Source organism: Terriglobus roseus (genome assembly GCF_900102185.1).
Classification (GTDB): domain Bacteria; phylum Acidobacteriota; class Terriglobia; order Terriglobales; family Acidobacteriaceae; genus Terriglobus; species Terriglobus roseus_A.
Genome location: NZ_LT629690.1, coordinates 2,792,610 through 2,818,514 on the forward strand (window position 1 = coordinate 2,792,610; position 25,905 = coordinate 2,818,514).

17 protein-coding genes are annotated in these 25,905 nt (G+C 54.9%); 12 read left to right on the forward strand and 5 right to left on the reverse strand.

What is annotated here, in order from left to right:
* Nucleotides 1-41 precede the first annotated feature (41 nt).
* Together BLT38_RS11650 and BLT38_RS11655 are read right to left on the reverse strand one after the other, a co-directional pair.
* Nucleotides 42-1,331, reverse strand: coding sequence for an ectonucleotide pyrophosphatase/phosphodiesterase (locus BLT38_RS11650; protein ID WP_083345329.1), 1,290 nt, complete (start codon nt 1,329-1,331; stop codon nt 42-44).
* A gap of 62 nt (nt 1,332-1,393) precedes the next feature.
* A complete protein-coding gene (locus BLT38_RS11655; protein ID WP_231966441.1) occupies nt 1,394-1,798 on the reverse strand; it encodes an L-rhamnose mutarotase in 405 nt (134 codons plus the stop codon).
* A 26-nt stretch (nt 1,799-1,824) separates the two neighbouring features.
* Here BLT38_RS11655 and BLT38_RS11660 point away from each other — a divergent pair, with 26 nt between their 5' ends.
* The 5 genes from BLT38_RS11660 (at nt 1,825) to BLT38_RS11680 (ending at nt 7,053) form a co-directional block, all read left to right on the forward strand.
* Nucleotides 1,825-2,679, forward strand: coding sequence for an amidohydrolase family protein (locus BLT38_RS11660; protein WP_083345330.1), 855 nt, complete (start codon nt 1,825-1,827; stop codon nt 2,677-2,679).
* Between the two features lie 54 nt (nt 2,680-2,733).
* Nucleotides 2,734-4,068, forward strand: a complete 1,335-nt coding sequence (gene fucP, locus BLT38_RS11665; protein WP_083345331.1) for an L-fucose:H+ symporter permease — start codon at nt 2,734-2,736, stop codon at nt 4,066-4,068.
* A gap of 63 nt (nt 4,069-4,131) precedes the next feature.
* Nucleotides 4,132-5,445 carry an L-fuconate dehydratase gene (locus BLT38_RS11670; RefSeq protein ID WP_083345332.1) on the forward strand — a complete coding sequence of 438 codons (1,314 nt, stop codon included), beginning with the start codon at nt 4,132-4,134 and terminating at the stop codon, nt 5,443-5,445.
* A 17-nt stretch (nt 5,446-5,462) separates the two neighbouring features.
* Entirely contained in the window at nt 5,463-6,224 is a 762-nt protein-coding gene (locus tag BLT38_RS11675) for an SDR family NAD(P)-dependent oxidoreductase (protein WP_083345333.1), read from the forward strand.
* 28 nt (nt 6,225-6,252) lie between these two features.
* Complete coding sequence (locus BLT38_RS11680) at nt 6,253-7,053, forward strand: SDR family oxidoreductase (protein ID WP_083345334.1); 801 nt, start codon at nt 6,253-6,255, stop codon at nt 7,051-7,053.
* On the opposite strand, the gene BLT38_RS11685 is transcribed toward BLT38_RS11680, so the two are convergent.
* Nucleotides 7,050-7,973: a LysR family transcriptional regulator gene (locus tag BLT38_RS11685; RefSeq protein ID WP_083345335.1), complete on the reverse strand. Its 924-nt coding sequence runs from the start codon at nt 7,971-7,973 to the stop codon at nt 7,050-7,052. The two genes, BLT38_RS11680 and BLT38_RS11685, sit on opposite strands and share 4 nt — an antisense overlap.
* 182 nt (nt 7,974-8,155) lie before the next feature.
* On the opposite strand from BLT38_RS11685, the gene katG reads away from it, so the two are divergent.
* The 7 genes from katG (at nt 8,156) to BLT38_RS11720 (ending at nt 22,239) form a co-directional block, all read left to right on the forward strand.
* Complete coding sequence (katG, locus tag BLT38_RS11690; RefSeq protein ID WP_083345336.1) at nt 8,156-10,441, forward strand: catalase/peroxidase HPI; 2,286 nt, start codon at nt 8,156-8,158, stop codon at nt 10,439-10,441.
* 111 nt (nt 10,442-10,552) lie between these two features.
* The gene (locus tag BLT38_RS11695) at nt 10,553-11,581 is read left to right on the forward strand and encodes a LacI family DNA-binding transcriptional regulator (protein WP_083345337.1); all 1,029 of its coding nucleotides are present in this window, start codon (nt 10,553-10,555) and stop codon (nt 11,579-11,581) included.
* A 167-nt stretch (nt 11,582-11,748) separates the two neighbouring features.
* Nucleotides 11,749-12,957: an MFS transporter gene (locus BLT38_RS11700; RefSeq protein WP_172838250.1), complete on the forward strand. Its 1,209-nt coding sequence runs from the start codon at nt 11,749-11,751 to the stop codon at nt 12,955-12,957.
* Nucleotides 12,954-15,248 (forward strand): FAD-dependent oxidoreductase, encoded by a 2,295-nt coding sequence (locus BLT38_RS11705; RefSeq protein ID WP_083345339.1) that lies wholly within the window; start codon nt 12,954-12,956, stop codon nt 15,246-15,248. Before BLT38_RS11700 ends, BLT38_RS11705 begins: the two co-directional genes overlap by 4 nt.
* 188 nt (nt 15,249-15,436) lie before the next feature.
* Nucleotides 15,437-16,864: a hypothetical protein gene (locus BLT38_RS11710; protein ID WP_083345340.1), complete on the forward strand. Its 1,428-nt coding sequence runs from the start codon at nt 15,437-15,439 to the stop codon at nt 16,862-16,864.
* A gap of 44 nt (nt 16,865-16,908) precedes the next feature.
* A complete protein-coding gene (locus BLT38_RS11715) occupies nt 16,909-20,439 on the forward strand; it encodes a carboxypeptidase-like regulatory domain-containing protein (RefSeq protein ID WP_083345341.1) in 3,531 nt (1,176 codons plus the stop codon).
* A 93-nt stretch (nt 20,440-20,532) separates the two neighbouring features.
* Entirely contained in the window at nt 20,533-22,239 is a 1,707-nt protein-coding gene (locus BLT38_RS11720; protein WP_083345342.1) for a glycoside hydrolase family 2 protein, read from the forward strand.
* Here BLT38_RS11720 and BLT38_RS11725 read toward each other — a convergent pair.
* Both BLT38_RS11725 and BLT38_RS11730 read right to left on the reverse strand, forming a co-directional pair.
* A complete protein-coding gene (locus tag BLT38_RS11725; protein WP_156785109.1) occupies nt 22,220-23,470 on the reverse strand; it encodes an MFS transporter in 1,251 nt (416 codons plus the stop codon). The two genes, BLT38_RS11720 and BLT38_RS11725, sit on opposite strands and share 20 nt — an antisense overlap.
* A 21-nt stretch (nt 23,471-23,491) precedes the next feature.
* Complete coding sequence (locus tag BLT38_RS11730; RefSeq protein WP_083345344.1) at nt 23,492-25,795, reverse strand: FAD-dependent oxidoreductase; 2,304 nt, start codon at nt 25,793-25,795, stop codon at nt 23,492-23,494.
* Between the last annotated feature and the right edge of the window lie 110 nt (nt 25,796-25,905).

The window sequence follows — 25,905 nt, forward strand, 5'->3', positions numbered from 1 at the left end:
TCGCCGGGCATTTTCTATTTCGCACGAAATGTGTCCTATAGCTACTTTTCCAATGCGGGCAATAACGGCTTCAAGGTGCCGTCATTCGGAGCAGGCTTCAGATCCAACAGCTTCGCAACGAAGTCATACACATCCAGGTTGCTGAAAGAAGGCAGCTTCACGCCCTTGCGGATGTCTGGCCCTGTGGCCAAAAAGAAAGCCTTCATCTGCGGCATACGTGTCACGTCGTAACCGTGATCCGCGAGGTCTTCACGCGGGCTCGTGGCATGAGGATGCGCAATGTACGGGCCGTTGGGAACGACCACCGGATCGCCGTTACGTGGGTTGTCACGCAGGTGCAGATAGGCAGGCGTGTCTTTGCGACGGTACACGGTGAAACGCGGATCAGGATGCGCGCGAAACTGTTCAAACAGCGATTGCGCTTCCGTATCCGTCTTCGGATAGAAGGACCACTCGACGACCTTTGTATCTTTCAGATCGACATACTGGTCCCATTGAATCCAGTTGTTGTCGTTAAGAATCATCCCGTGGTCCGACACGATGATGAGGTCTATCGGTAATCCTGTCGCGTTCAGACGCGCACGCAGCTCGCCCATAAGCGAGTCCACAATATGAACTGCTTCATGTTCCTGCACGGAGTCCGGGCCATACCAGTGGCCTGCGTGATCAGCAGTGGGCATATAAAACGTGATCAGATGAGGCCGTTGCTCTGCGGGCAATTTCAACCACGCAATAACCTGTTCGATACCAACATGGCCGTCTAGCTGATCTTCAAACCTTGCGTAGTTGTTCGGACGATACCCAGCAATCTCAGCCTCAGAGCCCGGCCACATAAACGTTGCCGCACGCATGCCCTGCTTCTGCGCCAACGACCACAACGGCACGCCACCGTACCAGGTTCCATCACCGCTGGTTTTCGGATCCTTGTACTGGTAGGTCTCGTCGCGCGTGGGATCGTAAAAGCTGTTGCGCACGATGCCGTGATGCTCCGGCAGCAGCCCCGTCACAAGTGTCCAGTGATTCGGAAATGTCAACGAAGGATACGACGGCAACATGCCATCAGGAGCGGTCGCTCCCACCTTCACAAGGTCATCCAGATGCGGCGCACCGTGCAGCTTTGGGTAGTCGTAACGGAAACCGTCCAGCGACACCAGCACCACATAATGCTGCTTCATAGCGTGCGCATCGTTCGGTGCACCACCGGTATCCACGATGAGGTTCGGCATTGGATGGGCCGAACCGTACGCAGGGTGTTTGGCCTGCGCGGCAAGATTTGCGGTGGCCAGAGCAAGGACGGAAGCTGCGACAAGAGTGCGAAAGGCAGAAAACATGGGCTATTACCAGTGTAGCGATAGCGTTGCGCTAGGCCATTCTCTGAGGCTATGGGTCGGCCCTAGCTTGTTTGCAGATCGAAAATCTTTTCCATGGGGAGCCATTTCGCGCTGGCGTCGGCGCCGGGATCACTCTGCTGATACTTCGCCATCTCCGCCTCCCACCGCATGACCACGGGATTGGCGCGGTCCATCTCAGCTTTGCGCTCCATGGTGAAATCATCCGTGGTTTCCATGATCATGACCATGCGGTAGCCGTCGCGGAAGATCTGCATCCCAGTCACACCGGCGGCTCGGATGGACTCCAGAATCTCGGGCCACACAGCCGCGTGACGCTGCACATACTCTTCCATCAGCACAGGATCGGGCCGCATCTTCAACGTCAGGCAAAAGCGCTGCATCAGTACCTCGTCTTTCTTATACGTCTCAGTGTTTAACATTCGGCGAGCCTGCGGGACAATCGCCATGTTGAATTGCTATCCTCATCCTCCGCATGACGGAAACCGGTTTCTCGCAACGAATTGATAGCCACCACCACCTTTGGCATTACACGCCGGAGGAATACGGCTGGATTGGCGATGACATGGCTCCGCTGCGTCGCGATTTTCTTCTGGCTGATCTGCGGCGTGAACTAGCTGACGCAGGTGTGGAAGGCACTGTGGCCGTCCAGGCACGGCAGACGCTGGAAGAGACAGAATGGCTACTGGAGATTGCAAAGGCCGACGATTCGCCCGTTCGTGGCGTCGTAGGATGGCTTCCCGTCGCGAGCGTTCGGTTCCCTGCCGTACTGGAGACTTTTCGCAGCTCAAATCGCCTGTGCGGGTTGCGGCACATTGTGCAAGGGGAAAGGCCCGGCTTCCTGGATGGCGACGCCTTCAACCTAGGCATCGCGCACCTGCGGGAGACGGGGCTGGTTTACGACATCCTGATCTACGCACGCCAACTGGAAGAAGCCACACGCTTTGTAGATCGCCATCCCACGCAATCGTTTGTGCTGGATCACATCGCAAAGCCGGATATTCGCAATCAAGGTTTCGCCCCGTGGGCCCAAGGTTTTCGCGAACTTGCGCGACGCGAAAATGTTACGTGCAAACTCTCCGGAATGGTGACGGAGACCGACTGGAACCATTGGTCGTCCGCAGAACTGCATCCGTATTTTGAAACTGCGTTGGAATCGTTCGGACCGGACCGATTGATGATCGGCACAGACTGGCCAGTGCTTACCGTTGGCGGCACCTATTCCAACTGGTGGAAGACGGTAGAAGATTGGACAGCGGCTCTGAGCCATCAGGAACGCAACATGATTCTGGGTGGAACCGCTACGCGCGTTTACAACTTACGATCTTGAAAGCAGCGGCGCACGGCTGCACCGGTAACAGTTGATCACTTTCAGGGAGAAACCATGGCATTTGCAACTCAGCTTCCCGAATCACGACAGGACGACCCAAGCGGCGCACCGCTTCTGCCCGAAGGTGTATTGCGTACGTTTCTGCTGGTTGCGTTTGTCTTTTTGCTATGGGGCATTCCCAACAACCTGAACGATGTTCTGATCCGCCAGTTCATGAAGAGTTTTGAACTGAATCGGTTCCAAGCGGGACTGGTACAGTTTGCGTTCTATCTGGGTTACTTCCTGCTTGCGCTGCCTGCCGGTATCATCATGCGCCGCAAGGGCTACAAAGCTGGCTTTCTAACGGGACTTTGCCTGTTTGCTGCTGGCTGCCTCAGCTTCCCCTTCGCCGCAAATTCCGGCCAGTACAGTTACTTCCTTGCTGCGTTGTTTGTGATTGCCATGGGACTTTCGTTCCTTGAAACCGCAGCGAATCCGTTTATGGTGCAGCTGGGACCGACAGTAACATCAGAGCGCCGCCTGAACATTGCGCAAACATGCAATTCACTTGGCTCCATCCTTGGCGTCGTCGCAGGAAACCTGTTCATTTTCTCCGGCGTGGAGCTCACTCCACAGCAACGCGCTGCGATGCAGGCAGCAGGAACGTATGCGGATTATCTCCACAAAGAAACGCTGCGCATTGCCGCGCCTTATGTGGTGCTTGGCATACTTGCGCTTGTGTGGGCGGGATTGATCGCCGTCACAAAATTTCCCGCGTTCATCACACAGCGCGAACACACTGCCGAGGTAGCAGGAAAGCCTTCGGAGCTACTGCGCGAAAAGCATTTCCTCTTTTCGCTGCTGGCGCAGTTCATGTATGTAGGCGCACAGGTTGGATCGTGGAGCTACGTCATCCAGTACGCGCATGATTATGTTCACGCTGCCGAACGCACCGCAGGATGGATGCTGACAGGAACATTGATTGCCTTTGCTCTGGGACGCGTTCTGTCGTCGTACCTGATGCGCAGCATTCTTCCGAGCCGCTTGATGGCGATCTACGCGGGATGCAACATCGTGCTTCTGATCACGGCTATTGCGGTTCCGGGTTGGGCAGGCTTATCCGCTGTACTTGCAACCAGCTTCTTCATGTCGCTGATGTTCCCCACCATCTTCAGCCTTGGTTTGAAGGACCTTGGCCCAAACACCAACGTCGCCGCCTCGCTGTTGGTGATGATGATTGTGGGTGGTGCTGTGATGCCGCCGATCATGGGCTTGCTTGCCGAACATCTGCACTCCACGGCGCTCAGTTACCTGGTTCCGCTTGTGGGCTATGTTGTAACGCTCGCCTTTGCACTCTTTATGACTCGTTACCATCGCCGTCGTGAGGCGCTCTCCACCTTTGAGGTGTGAGTTTCCTCGCAGCATCGGTTGCATATACTTTCACTCAAAGCCTTCGCCGGAGAAAACTCAGTAATGGCCGCATCACCCAGGATCACGCGTTGTCGCACAGTCGATCTGCGATTCCCCACGTCACGTTTCAGCATCGGATCCGATGCCGTCAACAAAGACCCTGATTACTCCGCTGCATACTGCGTTCTGGAAACAGACAGCAGCGTGGAAGGTCATGGGCTTACGTTCACGCTGGGCCGTGGCACGGAATTGTGCGTGATGGCGATTGAATTTCTTTCGCGCTTCATCGTGGGTCGCACGCTGGAAGAAATCACGACCGATATGGGAGCCTTCGCGCGCGAACTAACAGGCGATACGCAATTCCGTTGGCTTGGTCCGGAAAAGGGCGTTATCCATCTTGCCGCTGCCGCGCTGGTAAATGCGATATGGGATCTGTGGGCACGAGTGGAGAACAAACCCGTGTGGCTGTTACTGGCCGAGATGACGCCAGAGCAGATTGTGAAGTGCATTGACTTCCGCTATATCGACGATGCCCTGTCACCCGAGGAAGCGCTCGCCATTCTTCGTCACAACGAACCAACGCGCGCGGAACGCATTGCTTTCCTGCGTGAAAAGGGTCTTCCCGCTTACACCACCAGTGTTGGCTGGTTTGGCTTTAGCGATGAGAAGATCCGGAGGCTCTGCAAGGAAGCACTTGCAGAAGGTTGGACACACTTCAAGCTGAAGGTGGGCGGTGATCCCGCAGATGATCTTCGCCGCGGCCTGCTGGTACGTGAAGAAATCGGCTGGGAAAATAAGCTGATGGTGGACGCGAACCAGAAGTGGGGCGTGCTAGAAGCCATCGACCGCACTACTGCGCTAAAGCCGCTGCAGCCGTGGTGGATGGAAGAACCTACCAGCCCCGATGACATCCTGGGCCATGCACGCATTCGTCGCGAAACAGGCGTTCGCATCGCCATCGGCGAACACTGCCACAGCAAGGTGATGTTTAAGCAATTGATGCAGGCTGGCTCTATTGATGTGTGCCAGATTGATAGCTGTCGCGTTGCCGGTGTGAATGAGAATCTTGCGATCATCCTGATGGCTGCCAAGTTCGGTATCCCGGTATGCCCACATGCCGGCGGTGTCGGCCTCTGCGAATACGTACAGCATCTGGCCGCTTTCGATTACATATGGGCATCTGCTTCGTTGAAGGATCGAGTGGTTGAGTTCGTCGATCACCTGCATGAACACTTCCTCGTTCCCACTCGCATTGAACGTGGCCGTTACATGCTTCCGGAAGCAGCGGGATACAGCATTGAAATCCGCAAGGAATCCCTGCAGGAATATGCCTTTCCACAGGGAACGTATTGGGCTTCTGCCTCCACCACCGCTTAAACACGTAGGGAGAGATCATGACATTGCAGGGAAAGCGCGCTCTGATCACAGGCGCAGCAAGCGGCATCGGCAGGGCGATTGCAGAGGCATTTGCAGCAGCAGGAGCGGAAGTCATTCTGCTGGACCTGAATCAGGATGCTGTCACAGCAACTTCGGACAGTATTGCGAAAGAGACAAACGCAACCTGCCATGCGATAGCCTGCGATGTTTCTGATGACGCAAGCGTCACTGCTGCCTTTGCGCAGGCAGGCGCGCTGGATATCGTGGTGAACAGTGCTGGCATCGCACACATCGGTACGGTTGTTGATACATCGGCAGACGACTTTGATCGCCTGTTCCGTGTAAATGTGCGTGGCACTTATCTGTGCATGCAAGCTGCTGTTCGCAACATGGAGACGCGTCGCGCCGGCGTCATTCTGAACATGGCATCCATTGCTGCGACATCAGGCATCAAGGATCGCTTCGCGTATTCCATGACAAAGGGCGCTGTGCTCTCCATGACGCTTTCTGCGGCCAAGGATTGCCTGCCGCTTGGGTTGCGCATCAACTGCATTTCACCGGCTCGCGTCCACACACCGTTTGTCGATGGTTTTTTAGCGAAGAACTATCCTGGCCGTGAAGAAGAGATGATGAAGACACTCTCCGCCGCGCAACCGATTGGCCGCATGGGAACGCCAGCAGAGATCGCACAACTCGCACTCTTTCTCTGTTCGGATGCATCCAGCTTCATCACGGGCACCGATGTTCTGATTGACGGTGGCTTTACCAACCTGCGATAGATAAACGGCAGATTTACGAGTACACGCAATGGACCTTGGACTGAAAGATAGCGTCATTCTTGTCACAGGCGGCGGCAGCGGCATTGGCCAGGCAATCACACGCGCCTGTCTTGCTGAAGGCGCACGTGTACTCATACTCAGCCGCATCTCGGAAGGGGTCGAGGAGTTCATACGGGAGATGCAGGACCATCATCTTCCCTGCGAACTTCGCGTAACGGAACTCGACGATCCAGAGCATTGCCGCAGCGCAGTGGAATATCTGCATGAACGGTACGGGCGCCTAGATGCGTTGGTGAACAATGCAGGTTTCAATGACGGAGTGGGGCTGGAGCACGGTTCGATTGACGGCTTTCAGCGTAGTTTGTCATTGAACCTGCTGCATTGCTATGCACTCGCTCACCATGCGGTACCGCTGTTAAAGACCAGCCGCGGCTCCATCCTGAATGTCGCCAGCAAAGTTGCTGTGACAGGGCAAGGCGGCACATCAGGCTATGCTGCGTCCAAAGGCGCATTGCTGGCGCTGACGCGTGAATGGGCCGCAGAGTTAATTCCCTTCGGTGTGCGCGTGAACTGCATCATTCCAGCTGAAGTCATGACGCCACAATATACAAAGTGGCTGCGTACGCTGGCCGATCCCGACGGCACGGTCGCACATATCGCAGCGCAAGTACCGCTAGAGCACCGCATGACACGCGTAGAAGAGATTGCATCGACTGCGGTTTTCCTGCTATCTCCCACGCAGTCAAGTCACACTACCGGACAACACATTCATGTCGATGGCGGCTATGTGCATCTGGACCGGATGCTCACGGTAAAAGCACTTCACTAGGAGATCACCGCTATGGATGAGTCAGCCTTTGCAGACCTCTTCCCTTGCGATGACTGCCTCACCATGCCGGCAAGAAATGCTCGCTGAACATGGCTGAAGCTGCGACCACGTAATACAGCGGCCACAATCGTGCGAGAGGCTCGCGGATCCATGATCTTCGCGTAATGACATGCAGCACTGCTATCAACCGCCATCTCCGGCACGATAGACACTCCGATCCCCGCTGCTACCATGCCGAGCAGGCTACTGAACTGGCCACTTTCAAACGCAATATTCGGCGTGATCCGCGCGTGTGTGCAGGCAGCGATGGTCAGATCGCGAAAACAGTGCCCATCACGCAGCATCACAAACGACTCACCGCGAAGCTCTTTCATAGTGAGACCTTTTTTGCGAGCAAGGAGATGCGTCTTCGGTAAGGCGGCAAAGAGTGGTTCGGTGTGAAGCGTGAATGTCTCCAGATCCTTGTGACGCAGCGGCAACGCGAGAATAGCGATGTCGATGGAGAGATCACGCAATCCATCAATCAGCACGGGTGTTGTCTCTTCCACAATGCGCAGCTTCGCCACCGGAAACTTCCGCGTAAAGTCTGCAGTGTAACCAGGCATCCGATACGGAGCGATGGTTGGAATAACGCCGACTGTGATCTTGCCCTGTGTGTCTGCCGACGTCTCCGCAACGCTGTTACGTGCTGCGTCAAGCTGCGACAGGATCGTTCTTGCATGCGGAAGAAATGCCTGCCCTGCTTCCGTAAGTCGCACGCGACGGCCAAGCCTATCAAATAACCTTGCTCCCAAGTCTTCTTCCAGCTTTTGAATCTGCTGCGATAGGGACGGTTGCGCAATATGGCAGGACTCCGCAGCGCGGCTGAAGCTACCTGTTTCCGCAACTGCGCAGGCGTATCGGAGCTGCTGTATTTCCATAGCTTTATTCTATGCCTCGCATGCGAATTATGTATTTCCCCTATCCATTGCCTCGGTGCTACATTCAATCTCGCTCAGCGGTGTGAGTCTTCGCCGTCACAAACAATTCATAATGCCGTGCGATGGTGCAGCCAGACCTTGCAAGGCACGCAGTTCTTCACAAGTAAGAAGAGGAGAAATATATGTCCAGCGAATCGAAGTGCCCGTTTCATCAGCCCGGCGCAGGCGCCCCCAGCCATCATGCAGCAGGCCAAGGCACATCCAACCAGGATTGGTGGCCCAATGCGCTGAAGCTTGGCATTCTCCATCAGCATTCCGAACTGTCCAACCCCATGGACAAAGATTTCAATTACAAGGACGCCTTCAACAGTCTTGATCTCGAAGCAGTGAAGAAGGACCTGCACGCCGTTATGACCACATCGCAGGACTGGTGGCCTGCCGATTTTGGCCACTATGGCCCACTGTTTATCCGCATGGCATGGCATAGTGCTGGCACCTATCGCATGGGCGATGGTCGCGGCGGTGCTGGACAAGGCCTCCAGCGTTTTGCTCCGCTGAATAGCTGGCCGGATAACGTAAGTCTGGACAAGGCACGTCGCCTACTTTGGCCAGTAAAGCAGAAGTATGGCAACAAGATTTCATGGGCTGACCTGCTCATCCTCACAGGCAATATCGCTTTGGAATCGATGGGCTTCAAGACCTTCGGCTTTGCCGGTGGCCGCTCCGATGTATGGGAGCCAGCGCAAGATGTTTACTGGGGTACTGAGACCACGTGGCTGGGTGGCGATCATCGCTATGCCAAGGGCGGCACAGCAACGCTGCCTGCAGATGCTCCGATCCACGAAACTGAGACAGACCGCACAGCCGAAGGCAAAAATGAGCGCCTACTGGAGAATCCGCTGGCGGCTGTTCAGATGGGCTTGATCTACGTAAATCCGGAAGGCCCGGACGGCAATCCTGATCCAATCGCTTCAGCTCATGACATCCGCGAAACGTTTGGCCGTATGCACATGAATGACGAGGAAACCGTTGCGCTGATTGCCGGTGGCCACACGTTCGGCAAAACGCATGGAGCGGGCCCAGCAGACAACGTTGGTCCGGAGCCGGAAGGTGCTCCGCTGGAAATGCAGGGTCTTGGTTGGCACAACAAGTTTGGCTCAGGAAAAGGCGCGGATGCCATCACCAGCGGCTTGGAAGTGACCTGGACAACCAAGCCAACGCAGTGGAGCAACGACTTCTTCACGCACCTATTTGAGTACGAATGGGAACTGACAAAGAGCCCAGCAGGCGCGCACCAGTGGAAGCCCAAGAACAACGGCGGTGCTGGCACCGTGCCTCATGCGTTTGATGCCTCGAAGAAGATCGAGCCCAGGATGCTGACGTCGGATCTGGCACTGCGTTTCGATCCCATCTACGAAAAGATTTCGCGCGATTACTACGAGAACCCTGACAAGCTTGCAGATGCATTCGCGCGTGCATGGTTCAAGCTGACGCATCGCGATATGGGTCCGAAGTCACGCTACCTGGGCCCAGACGTTCCTGCGGAAGAGTTGATCTGGCAGGATCCGATTCCCGCTCTGGATCACAAGGTCGTGGACGAAAACGATATCTCCGAAATCAAGAAGGCAGTTGCAGCTTCGGGCCTCACGATCCCTGAACTGGTATATACCGCATGGTCATCCGCTTCCTCCTTCCGTGGCTCGGATAAGCGCGGTGGCGCAAACGGCGCGCGTATCGCCCTGGAGCCGCAGAAGAACTGGGAAGTGAATCAGCCTGCGCAGCTTGCCAAAGTACTCGGCGTGCTGCAGGGCATCCAGAAAGACTTCAACGGCAAACTCACTGGCGGCAAGAAGATTTCATTGGCCGATCTAATCGTTCTCGCTGGAAGCGTGGGCGTGGAAAAGGGCGCAAAGAACGCAGGATTCGACATCACTGTTCCCTTCACTCCCGGCCGCATGGATACCACTCAGGAGAAGACGGACGTAGAGTCGTTCCGTGTACTGGAGCCTGTTGCTGATGGCTTCCGCAACTACGTAAAGGGCAAGTACAGCATTCCTTCCGAAGCCCTGTTCCTGGACAAGACGCAATTGCTGACTCTTACCGCTCCGGAGATGACGGTGCTTGTTGGAGGTATGCGTGCCTTGAACGCGAACTACGGCGCCACAAAACACGGCATCTTTACTTCGCGCAAGGAATCCCTCACGAACGACTTCTTCGTAAACCTGCTGGACATGAACAACGAGTGGAAGCCCACCTCGAGCGATGGAGAGTTGTTTGAGATTCGTGATCGTAAAACCGGTGCTGCAAAATGGACGGCAACACGCGCTGATCTTATCTTCGGTTCCAACTCGCAGCTTCGCGCACTGGCTGAGCTATACGGTTCCTCTGATGCGCAAGAGAAGTTCGTACACGACTTTGTCGCTGCGTGGACAAAGGTAATGAACCTGGACCGCTTTGACCTTGCATAAAGTAATCCCGATATAGCTGCAACAACAAACGCCCGCTCCTCTACCGTTATAGGTAAGGAACGGGCGTTTGCCGTTGTTCATTCCGTGTGGGATTACGGTAGGATTGGCTCCATGGCAGCTTCCCGGCTAAGTGATATCGCCAAACGCGCTGGTGTATCCATCGCAGCAGTCTCCATTGCACTGAACGACCGCAACACTACACGCGTAAGTGCCGCGAAGCGCGACCTGATCTACAAAATTGCTGAAGAGCTCTCCTATTCTCCTAACGAATTGGCCAAGGCGTTAGCTGAGAAGCGCAGCCGACTGCTGGGGCTTGTAGTTCCCATGCGCGATCCGATCTTCTTCAACCAATTCATCGCTCAGGCTCTCTCCGGGATTCAGTCCACGCTGATGCGGCGTGGCTATAACCTGCTGATCTTCTCGCCGTCGGGTAGGCCTGGTCGTACAACACGCGATCAGATATTGGAAAGCCGCTTCACGGATGGCTTACTGTTCATCAACACTCGTTCCTGTTCTGCACGCGATATCAACGAAACCATTCACGAGTTGAATGAGGCGAAGATTCGCTTCGCCATGATGAACAGCTACTACGGCCGCGCTCCTGTGAATTACGTTGGCGTGGACGATGCGGCAATTGGCGAAGCCGCAATTCGTTACTTAGTGCAGCGGGGCCATAAACGCATCGCATTTCTGAGCGGCGAAAGCACGCTGCCCACCCACATCCATCTGCTGCAGGGGCTGCGCAGGGCCATGATTGATTTTGGTCTGGAGCTAAAGCCTGAGCATATTGGCTGTACGCATTACGACCAGACACAGGCGTTCAGCATTATGGACGCTTGGTTCGCTCGCAAGAAGGATCGCCCAACCGCCATCTTTGCTGCCGACGACACTTTGCTAGTGCATATTTACGACTACATGGAAGCGCGGCGCCTGTCCGCTCCGGGCGATGTAGCCATTCTTGCGCGCGCCAACTCCGCAAATGCAGGCGGCTTGCGGCCACGTCCCACAGCTTTCTTTATTCCCGTATTCGAAATGGGACAGCTCGCAGCAGACATGGTGATTGACGCCATTGAAAAGCCTGAACGGCCACCACAGCGTGTTCTGCTCCCCTTCACGTTCTCTGCGGGAAACACGACCTAGTTTGGCCCCAAATAAAAGTGTTTGACATAGGCGGAAGCAGCTTGTTAGGTTAATCGACGTTAAACGGTTAACTTGTTATGAGCTCCCAAACTTCGTCTGATTCGGCTGTCAGCACCCCGCCGCCCCTCACGGGCGTTGAGACTGTTGCAAGCGGAAGAAAGACGACGTTGCACGCTGCACATACCAGTCCCCGACGATGGCTCTATGCCGGACTGCTACTGCTGGCGTCTGTGGTGAATTACATCGATCGGCAAACGTTGTCTGTACTCGCAGTGACGATGCAGCATGATCTGCACTTGACCGATGTGGATTATGGCCATGTTGTGCAGGCTTTCCTGCTGGCGTACATGGTGATGTATACCCTTTCCGGACGGCTCGTAGATCGTTTCGGGGCGCGCTGGACACAGGGTGTGTTTCTTTTGGTCTGGTCTGTGGCCGATGCATGCACAGGCTTCGCACGCGGTTTCTTCTCGCTTGCCACAAGCCGATTCGCTCTTGGCGCAGCCGAACCAGGGAATTACACTGCCTCCCTCCGCGCATCTGGGGATTGGTTCAACGAGCGCGAGCGCTCCATTGCAGTAGGCATCTACAGCATGGGCGGCACATTGGGTGCAGCTATCGCCGTCCCCATCGCCGCAGGCCTGGCAACAGCATTTGGATGGCGTTCTGCGTTCTTTGTCACCGGAGCGATTGGTGCTTTATTAGCGGCTGTTTGGATGCTGTTGTATCGCGACCCTGCGGTTCAGCGTGAACGCGCAGCATCAGTGCCTTGGCTCACGGTATTACGCCAGCCACATATCGCAGCGCTACTTATCACGCGCACTATGACCGACAGCGTTTGGTACTTCTTTCTGTTCTGGTCCGTGAAGTACATGCAGGATACGCATGGACTCACATTGAAAACAGTGGGTACTACGCTCTGGATTCTTTACGTTGCCGCGGACATAGGCTCTTTGCTTGGCGGATTTATCTCGGGAAAACTTGTGCCGCGTTTCGGTGCATTGCGTGCCCGCTTCGTCATCATGTTGCCTGTAGCGGCATGCATGTTTGCACTTTGCACCGTGCCGCATCTGCATAGCACCAGCGCCGCAATCACGGTACTTAGCGGGCTGGCGTTATGCCACATGGCATGGATGACGAATGCCACTGTGATGACGCTGGATCTGTTTCCGCGTTCCATGGCCACGACTGTACAAGGCATGATTGGCTCGGCAAGCGCCGCGGGCGGGTTGCTCACAGCGGCGGCCATTGGTTCAAGTATTCAGACACATGGCTATACGCCTGTGTTCTACGGGTTGTGCATATTGCATCCGCTCGCCGCCCTGCTGTTGTGGTGGCGCATTGGATCGCGTGCAGTTGTAGGAGGACAGGGATGAAGCAGCAGACAGAACAGTATGACGTGGTGGTGTGTGGTGGGGGTTTGGCAGGTGTATGTGCGGCCATTGCAGCGGCGCGTGGAGGCGCGGCAACATGCCTGGTGCAGGACAGGCCGGTGCTAGGCGGCAACAGCTCGTCTGAAGTTCGTGTCACACCGCATGGCGCTGCTGCTTTTCATGCGTACGCCCGCGAAACCGGCATTCTCTCAGAACTCTTAATTGAAGAGCGCGCACAAAACCACGAAGAGATTTTCGAGAATGGCTGGACCAACTCCGTGTGGGACATGGTGCAGTACGACCTGGTGCAGCGCACACCTAACCTGACACTGCATTTGAACACCACAGTGCTTGGCGTTGAGATGGATGGACGCACACTTAAGGCAGTGCGCTGCCGCATTGGCAATGCGGAAGTAGACCTTACGTTGGAAGCCAAGGTCTTCATCGATTGCACGGGTGATGGCATGGTTGCAGCCGAGGCGGGCTGCGAATGGCGCATGGGCAGCGAGGGCAAAGTCGAGTTCAACGAGCCCCACGCTCCTACCGTCGCCAACGGCGACATTATGGGAAACTCCATTCACTTTCGCGCGCGTGATATGGGGCGCCCTGTTCCCTTTAAACGGCCCGACTGGGCCATGCATTATGACGATGCACGGTTCTTCTATGACCAGGGACGTCTACCCAAAGAGATTCGCGGTGGTTATTGGTGGATTGAGATCGGTGTGCCATACGACACGATCCATCAAGCAGAAGAGATTCGTCATGAGCTTACGCGGCACACGTTAGGTGTGTGGGACTGGATCAAGAATCGCGATCCTAAAACGATGAACTTGGCGGAAAACTGGGCGCTGGATTGGATAGGTCAAGTTCCCGGAAAGCGCGAAAGCCGTCGCATCATGGGCCTCTATCTGATGAACGAATGGGATGCGATCCGCGCCACCGTTCACGAAGATGAGATCGCCTTCGGTGGTTGGTTCATTGACATCCATACACCGGGAGGGTTGCTGGCGCCTACCAGTGAGCCAGCAAGCGCGGAAGGCTATTCCGAAACAAGCGATTATGCCGCGCGCTCTTATGCTGGCCCTTATGGCATTCCTTTGCGGAGCCTTGTTTCGAAAGATGTCGATAACCTGATGATGGCAGGCCGCAACGTCAGTGCGACGCATTGTGCATTGGCTACCGTGCGCGTAATGGCGACAACCGCATTGATGGGACAGGCCGCCGGAGTAACAGCCGCGTTGGCGGCTCAACAGAACACTTCCCCCGCACACATTGCATCAACTCAATACCAACATGTGCAGCAGACTCTCCTTCGAGAGGGTTGCTTCCTGCCAAATATAAAGAATGAAGACACAGGCGACCTGGCTCAACGCGCCACAGTATCTGCATCAAGCGAAGCACGTTTCGCAGGCGTGGGCCCGGAAAGTCACGGCGCGCACGAAGGCCTCGCCTTCTGGCGCGATCAAGCTGTGCCTCTGCGCGAGGAGTTGCTGCAACGCCGTGGACAGTGGATCGCCTTAGGTGGAGAGAGGCTGCAAACGCTTCGCTTCTGTCTCTCGAATACAAGCGAAATACCGCAGCGTGTCTCAGTGAAGCTCATGGAAGTGCAGCACATCTGGGATTACCGCGTGGATGATGCAATGGAACTCTGCACAGGTGAAATCATCTTGTTTCCTGGGCCGAAACAGTGGATTGAGTGGCATGTCCCCGCAGATACAGCGCTTCAACAAGACTCTTACATCCGCGTAGACCTGCTGCCCAATCCTCACGTGCAATGGCATGTTGCAAACGCGGTGGAGCCGGGACATGTGTCTGCGTTTGAAATGTCGCCAGGCAAGATGCGCCGCTATTCAAGCGGTGTGACGCTCTCCATGCAGGTAGAACCGCCTCAAAGGTCGTACTCCCCCGCAAACGTTTTGAGTGGAGTAACGCGCCCGCATGCCACCACAAATCTGTGGCGATCGGATCCAGCACAACCGCTTCCACAGTGGCTGGAACTGGACTGGACAACACCACAAAACGTTTCGGAAATGATCCTGACTTTCCCCGGTCATCTACTGCGGGAATACCACGCCTACGCGCCGATGTATCGCGATCCGCAGTGTGTTCGCGATTACGACGTCCAAATTCACGATGGTGAAAATTGGCGCACTGTCTCCGAAGTTCGCGGTAACTATCAGCGAAGAAACGTAGTCGCATTCGCCGAACCGCTTCGCACAGATCGCATGCGCGTTGTAGTGCTTGCAACACATGGCGACCCTTCTGCAGCCATCTACGAAATTCGCCTGTACTAACAGCTATTCAAGCCCTATACGTAACCTTTTCCTTGAAAACAAAGCTGGCACGAGAAAAGGTCTTGACAATGCATTCACAGTTTTTCTAATCTCGCCGCCGTCTAGTTAATCGGTTAACCATGTCATTCGAAATTTCCCGAATCACATCTCGAATCGCGCAGCATCCATGCCGATCCATCGCGATACGCATGCTGTTTGCGGCTATTCCCGTCTGCGCTGTTGCGCAAAATCGAGGCGACTACACGCTGCGGTATGACCAGCCACATCAGGTGATTCGTGGGCTCGGATTCGAAATCCAAAGCGACTCCATCGCATCTGGCAATGCAGGGATGCCCGAAGAAGTGATCGCTGTTCCGCATGATCTAACGCCTGAAGAGAAGGTGCGCTTCGCAAAAGAGATGCTGCATGGCTTCCGTTATGCGCGGCTGGCGATGGGCCTTTATTTACGCGGCCTGGATGCAGAGCAGAAACACATTGTGGAGCGTTATCCAGGACAGATGGCTGACCTGAAACAGATGCAGGATCTATCTGGCATCCAGGGCTTTGATGTTGAGTACTGGTCACCCGCGCCGTATTGGAAGCAGAACAAAACTTATTATGGCGGCCCCATCGCTGCGCATGATCCGCAGTTTGTGGGGCAGTTCAGTGATGCGATGGTGCAGGACCTTCGCTATCTGCAATCTCACGGATTACATATCGCGCAATGGGGTCTTCAGAATGAGCCGGTGGTTGGCCACTTAAAGTCAAGTCCCGGCGCTGCCGCAGGCACGGATAAGGGGCAGTCGTACTCGACCTGCTTCTATTCTCCGGAGGACTATTACACCGTCCTTGCAGCCACCGCACCGAAGGTTCACGCACTGTTCCCTGCTGTGGAGATTCATGCACCAAGCTGGGATGGCCCTGCTGGCACATACGCTGCTGAGATTCGTAAAGACCCCGCGTTGTTGAAACAGATTGATGCTTGGACATGGCATCAGATTGGCCACAATTCGAACGACCAGATCACACTACGCGAGAAATATCTCGCAGGTGCAGAAGGTAAAGCGGTTTACCAAAACGAATTCGAGTATCAGTCCTGGGACAAGAACATGCCAGTTGATGCCTACTTCATGAACACAGGGCAAGCGCTGATGAACTGGATGACGTTTGAGGATTCGCCAGTCTGGTACTGGCTCCATGCGATGAAGCCTGTTTCGAATTTAGAAGCCACCGGATATGCGTTGGGGTTCTGGCGTCCTGACGGTGAGTTGAAGAACAACATTGCACCGGCGATTCAACCGGGGCATTGGGATTACAACCCGCACAGTTACAACGCAATCGCGGGATTTTTGAAGTACCTACCGTGGGATTCGACGCGGCTTGCCGTCGATGAGAGCGAAGTCCGTAATGACCAACGCATTCTCGTCTGGCGTTCGAAGAACGGCCGATTGGGCGTTGCTCTTTCCAATCGTGGCACTACACCGTTCCAGTTTCATCTGCATGGAATTCGTTCCGCCCAATTAAGCGGCCATCGTTACACCTTGCAGTCACGTGACGTTTCTCTTTCCAGCAAGAAAGTATCTACGGACCTCGTGATTACGGTTCCTCCGCAGAGCTTCGAGTTCTGGATTGGGTAAGTAGCAACACATAAAAGAACGCAGACCTATCCTGGGGTGAAGGTATGTTGAAGTCCTTGAGGCAAACGCAACTGGCACGAACAGCAGTGCTGGCTACGCCCATTTTCCTGTGTGCGCTTCCGCTCTATGCGCAGCAAGGAACGGGCAACATTTCTGGAACGGTGCACGATTCCAGCGGCGCCGTGGTTCCAAATGCCACTGTCGATATTGAAAATGTAGACCGTAACGACGTCATCCATCTGAAGACTAACGACGCAGGATTCTACAGTTCTCCGCCATTGAATCCAGGCAGCAACTACCGCGTTACAGTCACTCGGGATGGCTTCGGAAAATCAGTCATAAGCCACGTCATCGTAACTGTAGGACAGCGCGTGGATGAAGATGCCACACTGACCGTTGGTGGCGTAAACGATACGGTAGTAGTCGAAGCAACGCAGGCAGCCGCACTTGATACGACTTCTGCAACGCTAGGTGCCGTGATTGGAGAAAAATCCATTGAAGAATTGCCGCTGAATGGCCGCAACACGATCGCTCTCACGACGTTGACTCCGGGCGTTCGTATCAACACCACGGTGGCACAGTCCGGCTTTGCAAACCGCGGTACAAACCTTTCGGCAATCTCGATCAACGGTTCGCCCACTGGATCGAACTCTTACATTCTCGATGGTCAGAGCAATCTTTCCACGACGACTGGTGAAATCGCAGTCAATCCAACAGTGGATGCGATCCAGGAATTCAAGGTGCAAAGCGGCGTTTTCTCTGCTCAGTATGGCTTCACGCTGGGCGGGGTTGTGAATTTGGTTAGCCGCAGCGGCACGAATAGCATTCACGGTTCGGCCTATGAGTTTCTGCGAAACGACGTGTTCAACGCACGCAATTATTTTGCGCGCACCGGCGTGGTCGCAAAACCCGTGCTTCGTTACAACCAGTTCGGCGGAGCCATGGGCGCGCCAATTATCAGGAATAAGGCGTACATCTTCGGCAACTTCGAAACCTACCAGTTCAAGCAGGCATCGCCGCAATTCCTCAGTGTACCGACCGCCGCGCAACGAGCAGGTGACTTCAGCCAGTTGATCGATGCCAATGGCAACTTTATTCCGCTTTATAACCCGTACACCACTACAACGACGACCTCGGGCGGAAACACGGTCTACACGCGTCAGCGTTATGCGAACAATCAGATAACGAATCTCGATCCGGTTGCGGTCGCTTATCAGAACAACTTCTATCCGCTTCCGAATAACACACCGGCAACGGTTGCGCAGCAGCGCACCAACACAAACAACTACCTGTTTAACGCGCAGGGTTTGTCTCACATGTACAACGCACTCGCTCGTGTGGATTACCACCTGGGCGAGAAGGATACGCTCTTTGCACGCTTTGCCTACTATCAGAACTACACCAATGGTGGCACTGGCGGAGGTACTTACTATCCCAATCCAATCGTCGCCAACCGCTATGACACATACACTGCGGAAGAACTACTCATTGGTGATACACATGTCTTCTCTTCTTCTCTGATCAACGATCTTCGGCTCTCCATCGAGCGCCAGGAGTTCCCCTTCCAAGCAGCAAGCGCGGGCCAGAACTGGCCGCAGAAACTGGGACTTCCCTCAAACGTTCCCAACTTTGCAATTCCCACCGTGAGCAACGGACTACCTGGTTCCAATCAGACCATCGGCTATCGCGCCTACACGCTGCCGGAAGTTACAGACACGGTCAGCAAGGTCATCCAGCGTCATGCCCTTAGCTTCGGTTTCGACTGGCGTTACAACGCCGGTGCGAACCTACAACGCAACACACCATCCGGAAGCTTCAGCTTTGCAGCCAGTCTTACGCAAGACCCATCCGGAAAAGCTGCCGCCGCGGGAACAACGAATACTGGAAATACTTACGCAACGTTTCTTGCGGGCGCCGTTAGTTCGGCTGGCATCACAACAAATCTTGGCGAGTTAGACCGCGCGTTTAGCGTGTCTGGTTTCATCCAGGATGATTGGTCCGTATCCGATCGTCTGACGTTGAATCTTGGTCTGCGTTATGACTTTCAGCAGCAACCCTTTGAGCAGAACAACGGCTATAGCAATTTCAATCCGACGCTCAGCTCTGGTGGCTATACCGGCATCATGCAGTATGCGAATACCCCGGGTGTAGGTCGCAACTTCGTTCCGGAAAGCTATCGCGACTTTGGTCCGCGCTTTGGCTTCGCCTATCAGCTCACGGGCGATGGCAAGACTGTACTGCGTGGCGGCTTTGGCATCTACTATCCACTGTTCTTTAACTCCATCTATACCGGCCAGACAAATGGTTTCTCATCCACCAGCACCAACTACAGCGCAACGACCAATCAGGCTGCGTTCCAGTTCAAAAATGGATTCCCTTATGACCCACTGCAGCCCGGAGGCGCATCGTATGGTCCACTCGGCTTCCTCGGCCAGGCCGTGGGCTATCAAACACCAGGCGCGTGGAAGTCGCCTCAGTCACAGCAATACACATTGAGCGTGCAACGGCAGGTTCCGTACGATGTCGTATTACAAGCGACATATGTGGGCAATCACGGCGTTCATCTCCCAGCGGGTGGCTGGAACATCAATTCGCTGAATCCCAGCTACTTCTCCTTGGGTAAGACTTACTTGCAAACTCAGGTTGCCAACCCTTATTCCGGCAAGTTCGCAGGCTCACTCGGCGCTACAACGGTGTCGCGACAGACATTGCTCAACCCCTTCCCCTACTACTCGAACATCACGACGTACAACGCGCATGTGGGCAACCTGCACGCGGATTATCTGGAACTGTCAGCACAACGGCAGGCAAAGAATGGTCTCACCGTTCTCTTCGGATACACCATGGGCAAGCTTCTCACGGACAGTGTGAATTCACCGTTGGCATATCTGAATGGCCTTGCATCGAACAATGGCTATCAGAATCCCTACAACCGCTCTGCCGAATACTCGCTCGATCCGTCGGACGTTTCACAGCGCGCTACGGTCAGTGCACTCTACAACCTGCCTTTCGGTAAAGGACAACATTTTGATCTGCACAGCGGATTGTTAAACAGAGTAGTTGGCGGATTCCAGCTCAACCTGATCGGCGTTTTCCAAACGGGTACACCGCTCATCATCACGGGTGCAAACTCACAAGGGACTGCAACACGTCCGAACTATGTTCCGGGTGTGAGCGTGGTGAACAAGAACCAGAACATCAATGCATGGTTCAACACACTAGCCTTCCAGAATCCAGATGACTACACCTTTGGCAACGTTCCGCGCACTCTGCCTCATGTTCGTGGACCTGGAACCCAGAACTTCGATCTTTCCATCTTCAAAACAACAGATATCTATGGCCGCTTCAAACTGCAACTGCGAGCGGAAGCATTTAACTTCCTGAACCATCCGAACTTCGGTATGCCCGGAACCGGCTTCGGCGCTTCAACCAACCCGGTCGTCAACGGTAACGGCGTGAGCCCGGGTTGCGCTGTAGCTGGAGCGGGTGGCTGCAATACCAGCTCTTCCTTTGGTGTAATCAGTTCGGCTGCGGATGGACGGTCGCTGCAGCTTGCTGGCAAGATCATCTTCTAAGGATTGGAAGACCGCCTCCCCACTCTGCAGGATGGAGAATCCCTTCTCCGTCCTGCTTTTCTTTACGGAAGAACACACAGGAGACTCAAACAGATGAACTTCCTTCGCACCACCGCTGCTGCTGCACTTGCCTTGATGACATTTGCCAGCACGGCCTTTGCCGCGGAACGAATCTCATTGGATGGCAGCGGTTGGACTTTCAAAACGACACTGGATAATCCGGTTCCGGTAGAAGTTCCTCATTGTTGGACAGGCACGGAACGGTGGCGTCATTACATTGGCTCAGCACTTTATCAGCGCGACTTCGATGCACCATCCCTCAAGCCTGGTCAGGTTGTTCGTCTTCACTTCGATGCAGTGTATGACGTGGCAACCGTCTGGGTGAATGGCAAGCGTCTGGGAACACACGAAGGCGGTTACACAGCGTTTGAATACGATGTGACCTCACTCCTGAAGCCGGGCAAGAACCGCATTCTGGTGGAGACAAACAACACGCCCACCATCAGTTCTATTCCGGCATTGGCGACGGGCAATCCTTCATCAGCGAATAACAACGGCCGCATCACAGTTGTGGGGTGGCTTCCCTATGGCGGCATTGTGCGGCCGGTGAGCCTGCTGGTTACAGATGCAGTGTATCTCCGCAACATGAAGGTAGATACGAAACCAGATTTGAAGACAGGTGATGCCACCATCACTGTTCATGCGTGGGCTCACAACGGTAGCAACACCGATCACACAGCCGACGTTACAGGAACCGTAGCTGGGCTTGCCATGTCATTCCCTCACAAACGTATTGCCGCCAACAGCGACGAGGAACTCACCTGGACAGGCAAACTGTCGCACGCACACCTTTGGAGTGTCGCTGATCCTTTCCTCTATGAAGCGCATCTACAGACGGCCGGTGATGCGCTTGATGCAAAAGTTGGCGTGCGTGACATTCGCGTCGTTGGGACAGAACTGCAGCTCAACGGCAAAACTGTTCACTTATATGGAGCTAATCGTGTAGGTGAAGATCCACTGGATGGATTGATTGAATCGGATGCAACCATCGAACGGGATATGAGTGACATGCTCGCGTTGAACATGCGCATGATGCGCATCGCGCACTACCCGCAGCCCCCAGCGCTACTAGATTTCGCGGACAAGCACGGCATGTTGATCATTCCTGAAGCTGGCAACTGGAACATGAGTTCATGGCAGATGGCTGATCCTGATATTCGACAGCGCTTTCAAAAGCAACAGCAGGAGATGATCGAGCAGGAGTGGAATCATCCTTCCGTCATTGCGTGGAGCGTGGGCAATGAATACGAGGCGTACACAGAAGAAGGAAAGGCATGGACACGGGACATGCGAGCGTTCTCATTGAAGTTGGACCCAACGCGCCTGATCACGTTTGCGGATCGCTACACAGGCGATCCTGCAGTGAAGAAGGGTTCTGATGATGCAAGCCAGTATTGCGACTTCGTCTCGATCAACGTCTACGGTGATTATGCAAAGCGCTTTGACTACGCGCACCAGCTTTATCCCGACAAGCCAATCTTTGTAACTGAGTTTGGCAAGATGGGAGAACCGGGGTTGCACGATCCTAAACGTATTGCGGACATCACCGATGCCGTGAATGCAATGAAAGCGCGTCCGTGGATGGTTGGCGGTTCGCTGTGGACCTGGGCAGATTATCGGTCGTTCATTGGCGGCACACCGGACAACGGCATTCGCAGTTGGGGTGTGGTGGACTTCATGCGTCAGAAGCGTGATAGCTACCCGATAGTGCAGCAGTTGTTTAAGACGGAACTTCCGTAGCCACTTCAAGCTGCTGTGGCAGGTGACCTTCTTCCCTGCTGGTATACACCGGCCACAGCAGCGTAATGGCAATGGGGTGCAAGATAGCCATCAAGCAAAATACCGGCGTATAGCCGCCATGCATGACAAGATACCCAACCGCTTCACTGGAAAGCATCCCACCAAAGCCGCTGCCCATCGCGATCAGACCTGCCGCCTTGCCTAACTGCTGTTGCGAATACAGATCCACCAACACCGCTGTAAGCGTGGCCAGCCATCCCATATGCGCGAATGCGATCAGCGCGGCAATCAGGATGGACGAAAGCGTTCCAGGAACGAATGCTGCGAGCGGGCTCAAAGGAACAATGCAGGCTGCCACAAGCATGATGCGCCGATAGGCTAAGCCAGGGCGCAATCCAGAACGTATGAGATGGCCAGAAATCAAGCCGCCCATCAACGTACCGAGCCCACCGCCCGCATAGACAATCCATCCGACCTTCGCCACAGAACCCAATGGAAGGTGGCGCGCACTGAGAAGATACTTCGGGAACCAGAACAGCAGGAAGTACCAAACGGGATCTGTGATGCTACGCGCGATAAGAAGCTTCCATGTTGCGGAGCGCCGCAGCACGGCCATGGCACTAGCCTTTGCCGGCTGTTGCGACGCAGCACCTTCGTTGCTGCGATAGATCCAGAACCACACAGGAACGAGAAGTAAACCGGCAACGCCATCCATGAGGAAGATGGAACGCCATGGTAGATGCGTTGTGACTGCGGTGATGATCGGCAGCGCTACGATTGCACCGACTGTTGCGCCCATTGTGTAAATGGAGATCACCAGTGGTCGGCGCTTTTCATCGAAGGTTTCGCCGACAGCCTTTGGTGCAGCCACCCACAATCCCGGTTCACCAAGCCCCAAACAGAAACGGGCAAGGCCGAGAAGCCATGCCGTATGTACGAAAGCGGTCGCAGCTTCCGCAAGAGACCACCAACCTACAAAAAGCGCCATGGACCGACGCGTGCCGAGTCGGTCAGAGATGAAGCCTGAGATGCCATAAGCGATGGCAGAGGCAAAAAGGAAAAGGCTGACGATGTGAGCGTAGCCCTGGTCATTCAGATGCAACAGCGCCTGCATGCGCGGCGCGACAACGGAAAGACTCTGCCGATCGAAGTAGTTCACCAACGCGATCAGAAAGAGCCATACCACCAACTGCCACTGCCGCGCGCTCATCCGGCTATCCTGCTTCTCCACGGCGCTCTCCTGTTTTTACGATCAGTAGCAACGTACTTCAAAGATCGCCGGGATTGCATCACCATGCCCCAAAATACTTACGGTGAGCTCTCCAGTCGTGATTGGCTCTGCAAGATGGAATGTGTAGCGCGTCTGATGGTTCTCTTCCACATGAGTCAAGACTTTGTCTCCCGCACGAACCTCAAATGCGGTGACACACGCTGGCATCACACGCTCCGGATGCCCCATTAATACAGACTCCATTGGGTGATCAAAGTCCGTGTCGAAACTAACCACGATTTCACGAATGGTTTGGGATTCATCCCAGGTTAATTTCAATGTAGGTCGTGCATCGTTCTTCGCTGGCAGCCATGCATTCACACCGCTCCATGGGCGCGCAATTCCATTGCGCACGTTCTCTGCATGGAATAGATCAAGTGCTGGCTCAAATCGCATGGCCAGGTTGCGTGCTTGTGGCCTCCGCGTAGGGAGCCAGAATGCAAAGGTGTCTACGCCTGAACCTTCGGGCGGCGACTGAACCAAGCTCTTCGCAACTGCTTTATTCATCTTCTGGGCGAGAGTGAGAATGCCTGTCACCTGCTCGGTGCTCAAGGCAACAGACACATCTTCGTTGGTGTGCAGCATGACAAAGGCATGAGCCTCGCTGGACATGCTAGTAGAAAACGCGATCAGTGCGTCCTGTTCACCTTCCTTGAGTGCAACAGTCACTGTGTCCAGTTTCACGTCGGGAGTGGTATTGCCTTCACGGCTTCCGGTCCACAACTCACACCGGAGTTCTGTAGCCACCTTGGCGCGCACAAGCAACGTAAAACGCGGTACAGTACCTGCAGCCAACGGCATCAAAAGAGCCAAGGGTTGCGACAGCGTCTCCCACTCCCCAGAGGCTTCCAATTCCGCAAGTCTCAGGGTGGAGCTGGCCGTAATGTCTGCGCTCCACGCCTTGTCCTGTACGTCGTGCAAACGAACGCCGGGAATATGTTGTCCGTGTGCAAGGAGAGCCTGTTGCAGACGAGCTATGTGCGCTGGCGGTGTTAGGTCGCGCGGCAGGAGCTTCTCGTTCTTGCAGAACACTGCTGCCATGCCGACTGCCTGCGCATTATGCGCGCATGTTGCCATCACTCGCGTGGAACCAAAAGCGATGTGCGATGCCGAGAGAATGCGCCCTGTAAGAAATAGGTTCGGCACATTGCGGCTGTACATGGTGCGATACGGGATGGTGTAGACACCTTTGCTGTGCCACTGCGTGCAACCAGGCTGAGGGCTGTAGACACCATCCGGTGGATGCAGATCCACAGCCCACCCGCCGAAGCTGACTGCATCGTCGTGATGACGTTGTTCAATCACATCCTGCTGCGTCAGCATGTAGTCGCCCTCAAAGCGGCGGCTTTCGCGCTTGCCAGGGATGGTCCCCATCCATTCAAGCGTCAGTGTCTCTGCTTCTGGGAATTCACCTGAGTTCTTGATGTAATTCCAGACACCGTAAGCAACCTTCCATAGCTCGTACTTGATCTCTTCCGTTTCATACACCGTGTCGCGAGCGCCGCCATACTCCAGCCACCACAGACGGCATCCGGAGTCCGTCACGCGCAGTTCACGAAAACGCGGTATCGCAGTGATGTCCTTCAATGCGAATGCAGGGGGCACATACTTCACGGGCCTCCCAGTATCGCGGGTGTAAAAGTAGAGCGAATGCCCTAACAGCGAGTGATCCTCTGTTTCGGGAGCCAGCAACTCCCCGAACTCCGCGCGCGATTCCGCACCCACACGGAAGGCCGCACCGGCAAGAAATCCAAGGATGCCGTCACCAGATGCGTCGCAAAAGAGCGGCGCTGTGATGTTGTAGCGATTCTGGTTTTGACTGCAGAATGCACTCACACTTGTAATGCGACCTTCTCCGGCTTCTGTCTCGGCGGAATCCACTGCGGTGTTGAGCAGCAGTGTGATGTTGGATTCACGCAATGTCCATTCCAGCAGAATGGAATCAAAAACCACGGCATTCCCTTCCGGGTTGCGCCACATGTTCTCCACGAGAAACTCATCAATCACGCCGCCTTCGCGGGCCCAGCGATTGTTGTTGCCCATGTGGGAGGTCGCACCCAATACCCACAGCCGCACTTCGCTGGACGCATTTCCTCCAAGCACGGGGCGGTCTTGCACCAGTGCGGTTCGTACGCCCTGACGCGCAGCGGTAATCGCAGCGCAAACGCCAGAAAGTCCCCCGCCAACCACTACCAAATCAACGTCCAAGTTCTGCTGGCGCAATGTCCTTGGTCCAGTCGTCGTGCTGGCTCCAGTGGCGCCGATTGTGTCTTTCAGTTCATGCATACCGTCGTAATCCCGTCTGTTCGAGGAGGAAAAAGGGCTTGTCAAGCTAACGTCGAAGAGAGTACATGTTAAACGTTAAACCTGTAAAGAACCGGGCGGATTTTGATATC

Excerpts from the sequence above, each read along its gene's own strand:
- BLT38_RS11650 (WP_083345329.1), bottom strand. The coding sequence starts at position 1,331 with ATGTTTTCTGCCTTTCGCACTCTTGTCGCAGCTTCCGTCCTTGCTCTG.
- BLT38_RS11655 (WP_231966441.1), bottom strand. The coding sequence starts at position 1,798 with ATGGCGATTGTCCCGCAGGCTCGCCGAATGTTAAACACTGAGACGTAT.
- BLT38_RS11660 (WP_083345330.1), top strand. The coding sequence starts at position 1,825 with ATGACGGAAACCGGTTTCTCGCAACGAATTGATAGCCACCACCACCTT.
- fucP (WP_083345331.1), top strand. The coding sequence starts at position 2,734 with ATGGCATTTGCAACTCAGCTTCCCGAATCACGACAGGACGACCCAAGC.
- BLT38_RS11670 (WP_083345332.1), top strand. The coding sequence starts at position 4,132 with ATGGCCGCATCACCCAGGATCACGCGTTGTCGCACAGTCGATCTGCGA.
- BLT38_RS11675 (WP_083345333.1), top strand. The coding sequence starts at position 5,463 with ATGACATTGCAGGGAAAGCGCGCTCTGATCACAGGCGCAGCAAGCGGC.
- BLT38_RS11680 (WP_083345334.1), top strand. The coding sequence starts at position 6,253 with ATGGACCTTGGACTGAAAGATAGCGTCATTCTTGTCACAGGCGGCGGC.
- BLT38_RS11685 (WP_083345335.1), bottom strand. The coding sequence starts at position 7,973 with ATGGAAATACAGCAGCTCCGATACGCCTGCGCAGTTGCGGAAACAGGT.
- katG (WP_083345336.1), top strand. The coding sequence starts at position 8,156 with ATGTCCAGCGAATCGAAGTGCCCGTTTCATCAGCCCGGCGCAGGCGCC.
- BLT38_RS11695 (WP_083345337.1), top strand. The coding sequence starts at position 10,553 with ATGGCAGCTTCCCGGCTAAGTGATATCGCCAAACGCGCTGGTGTATCC.
- BLT38_RS11705 (WP_083345339.1), top strand. The coding sequence starts at position 12,954 with ATGAAGCAGCAGACAGAACAGTATGACGTGGTGGTGTGTGGTGGGGGT.
- BLT38_RS11710 (WP_083345340.1), top strand. The coding sequence starts at position 15,437 with ATGCTGTTTGCGGCTATTCCCGTCTGCGCTGTTGCGCAAAATCGAGGC.
- BLT38_RS11715 (WP_083345341.1), top strand. The coding sequence starts at position 16,909 with ATGTTGAAGTCCTTGAGGCAAACGCAACTGGCACGAACAGCAGTGCTG.
- BLT38_RS11720 (WP_083345342.1), top strand. The coding sequence starts at position 20,533 with ATGAACTTCCTTCGCACCACCGCTGCTGCTGCACTTGCCTTGATGACA.
- BLT38_RS11730 (WP_083345344.1), bottom strand. The coding sequence starts at position 25,795 with ATGCATGAACTGAAAGACACAATCGGCGCCACTGGAGCCAGCACGACG.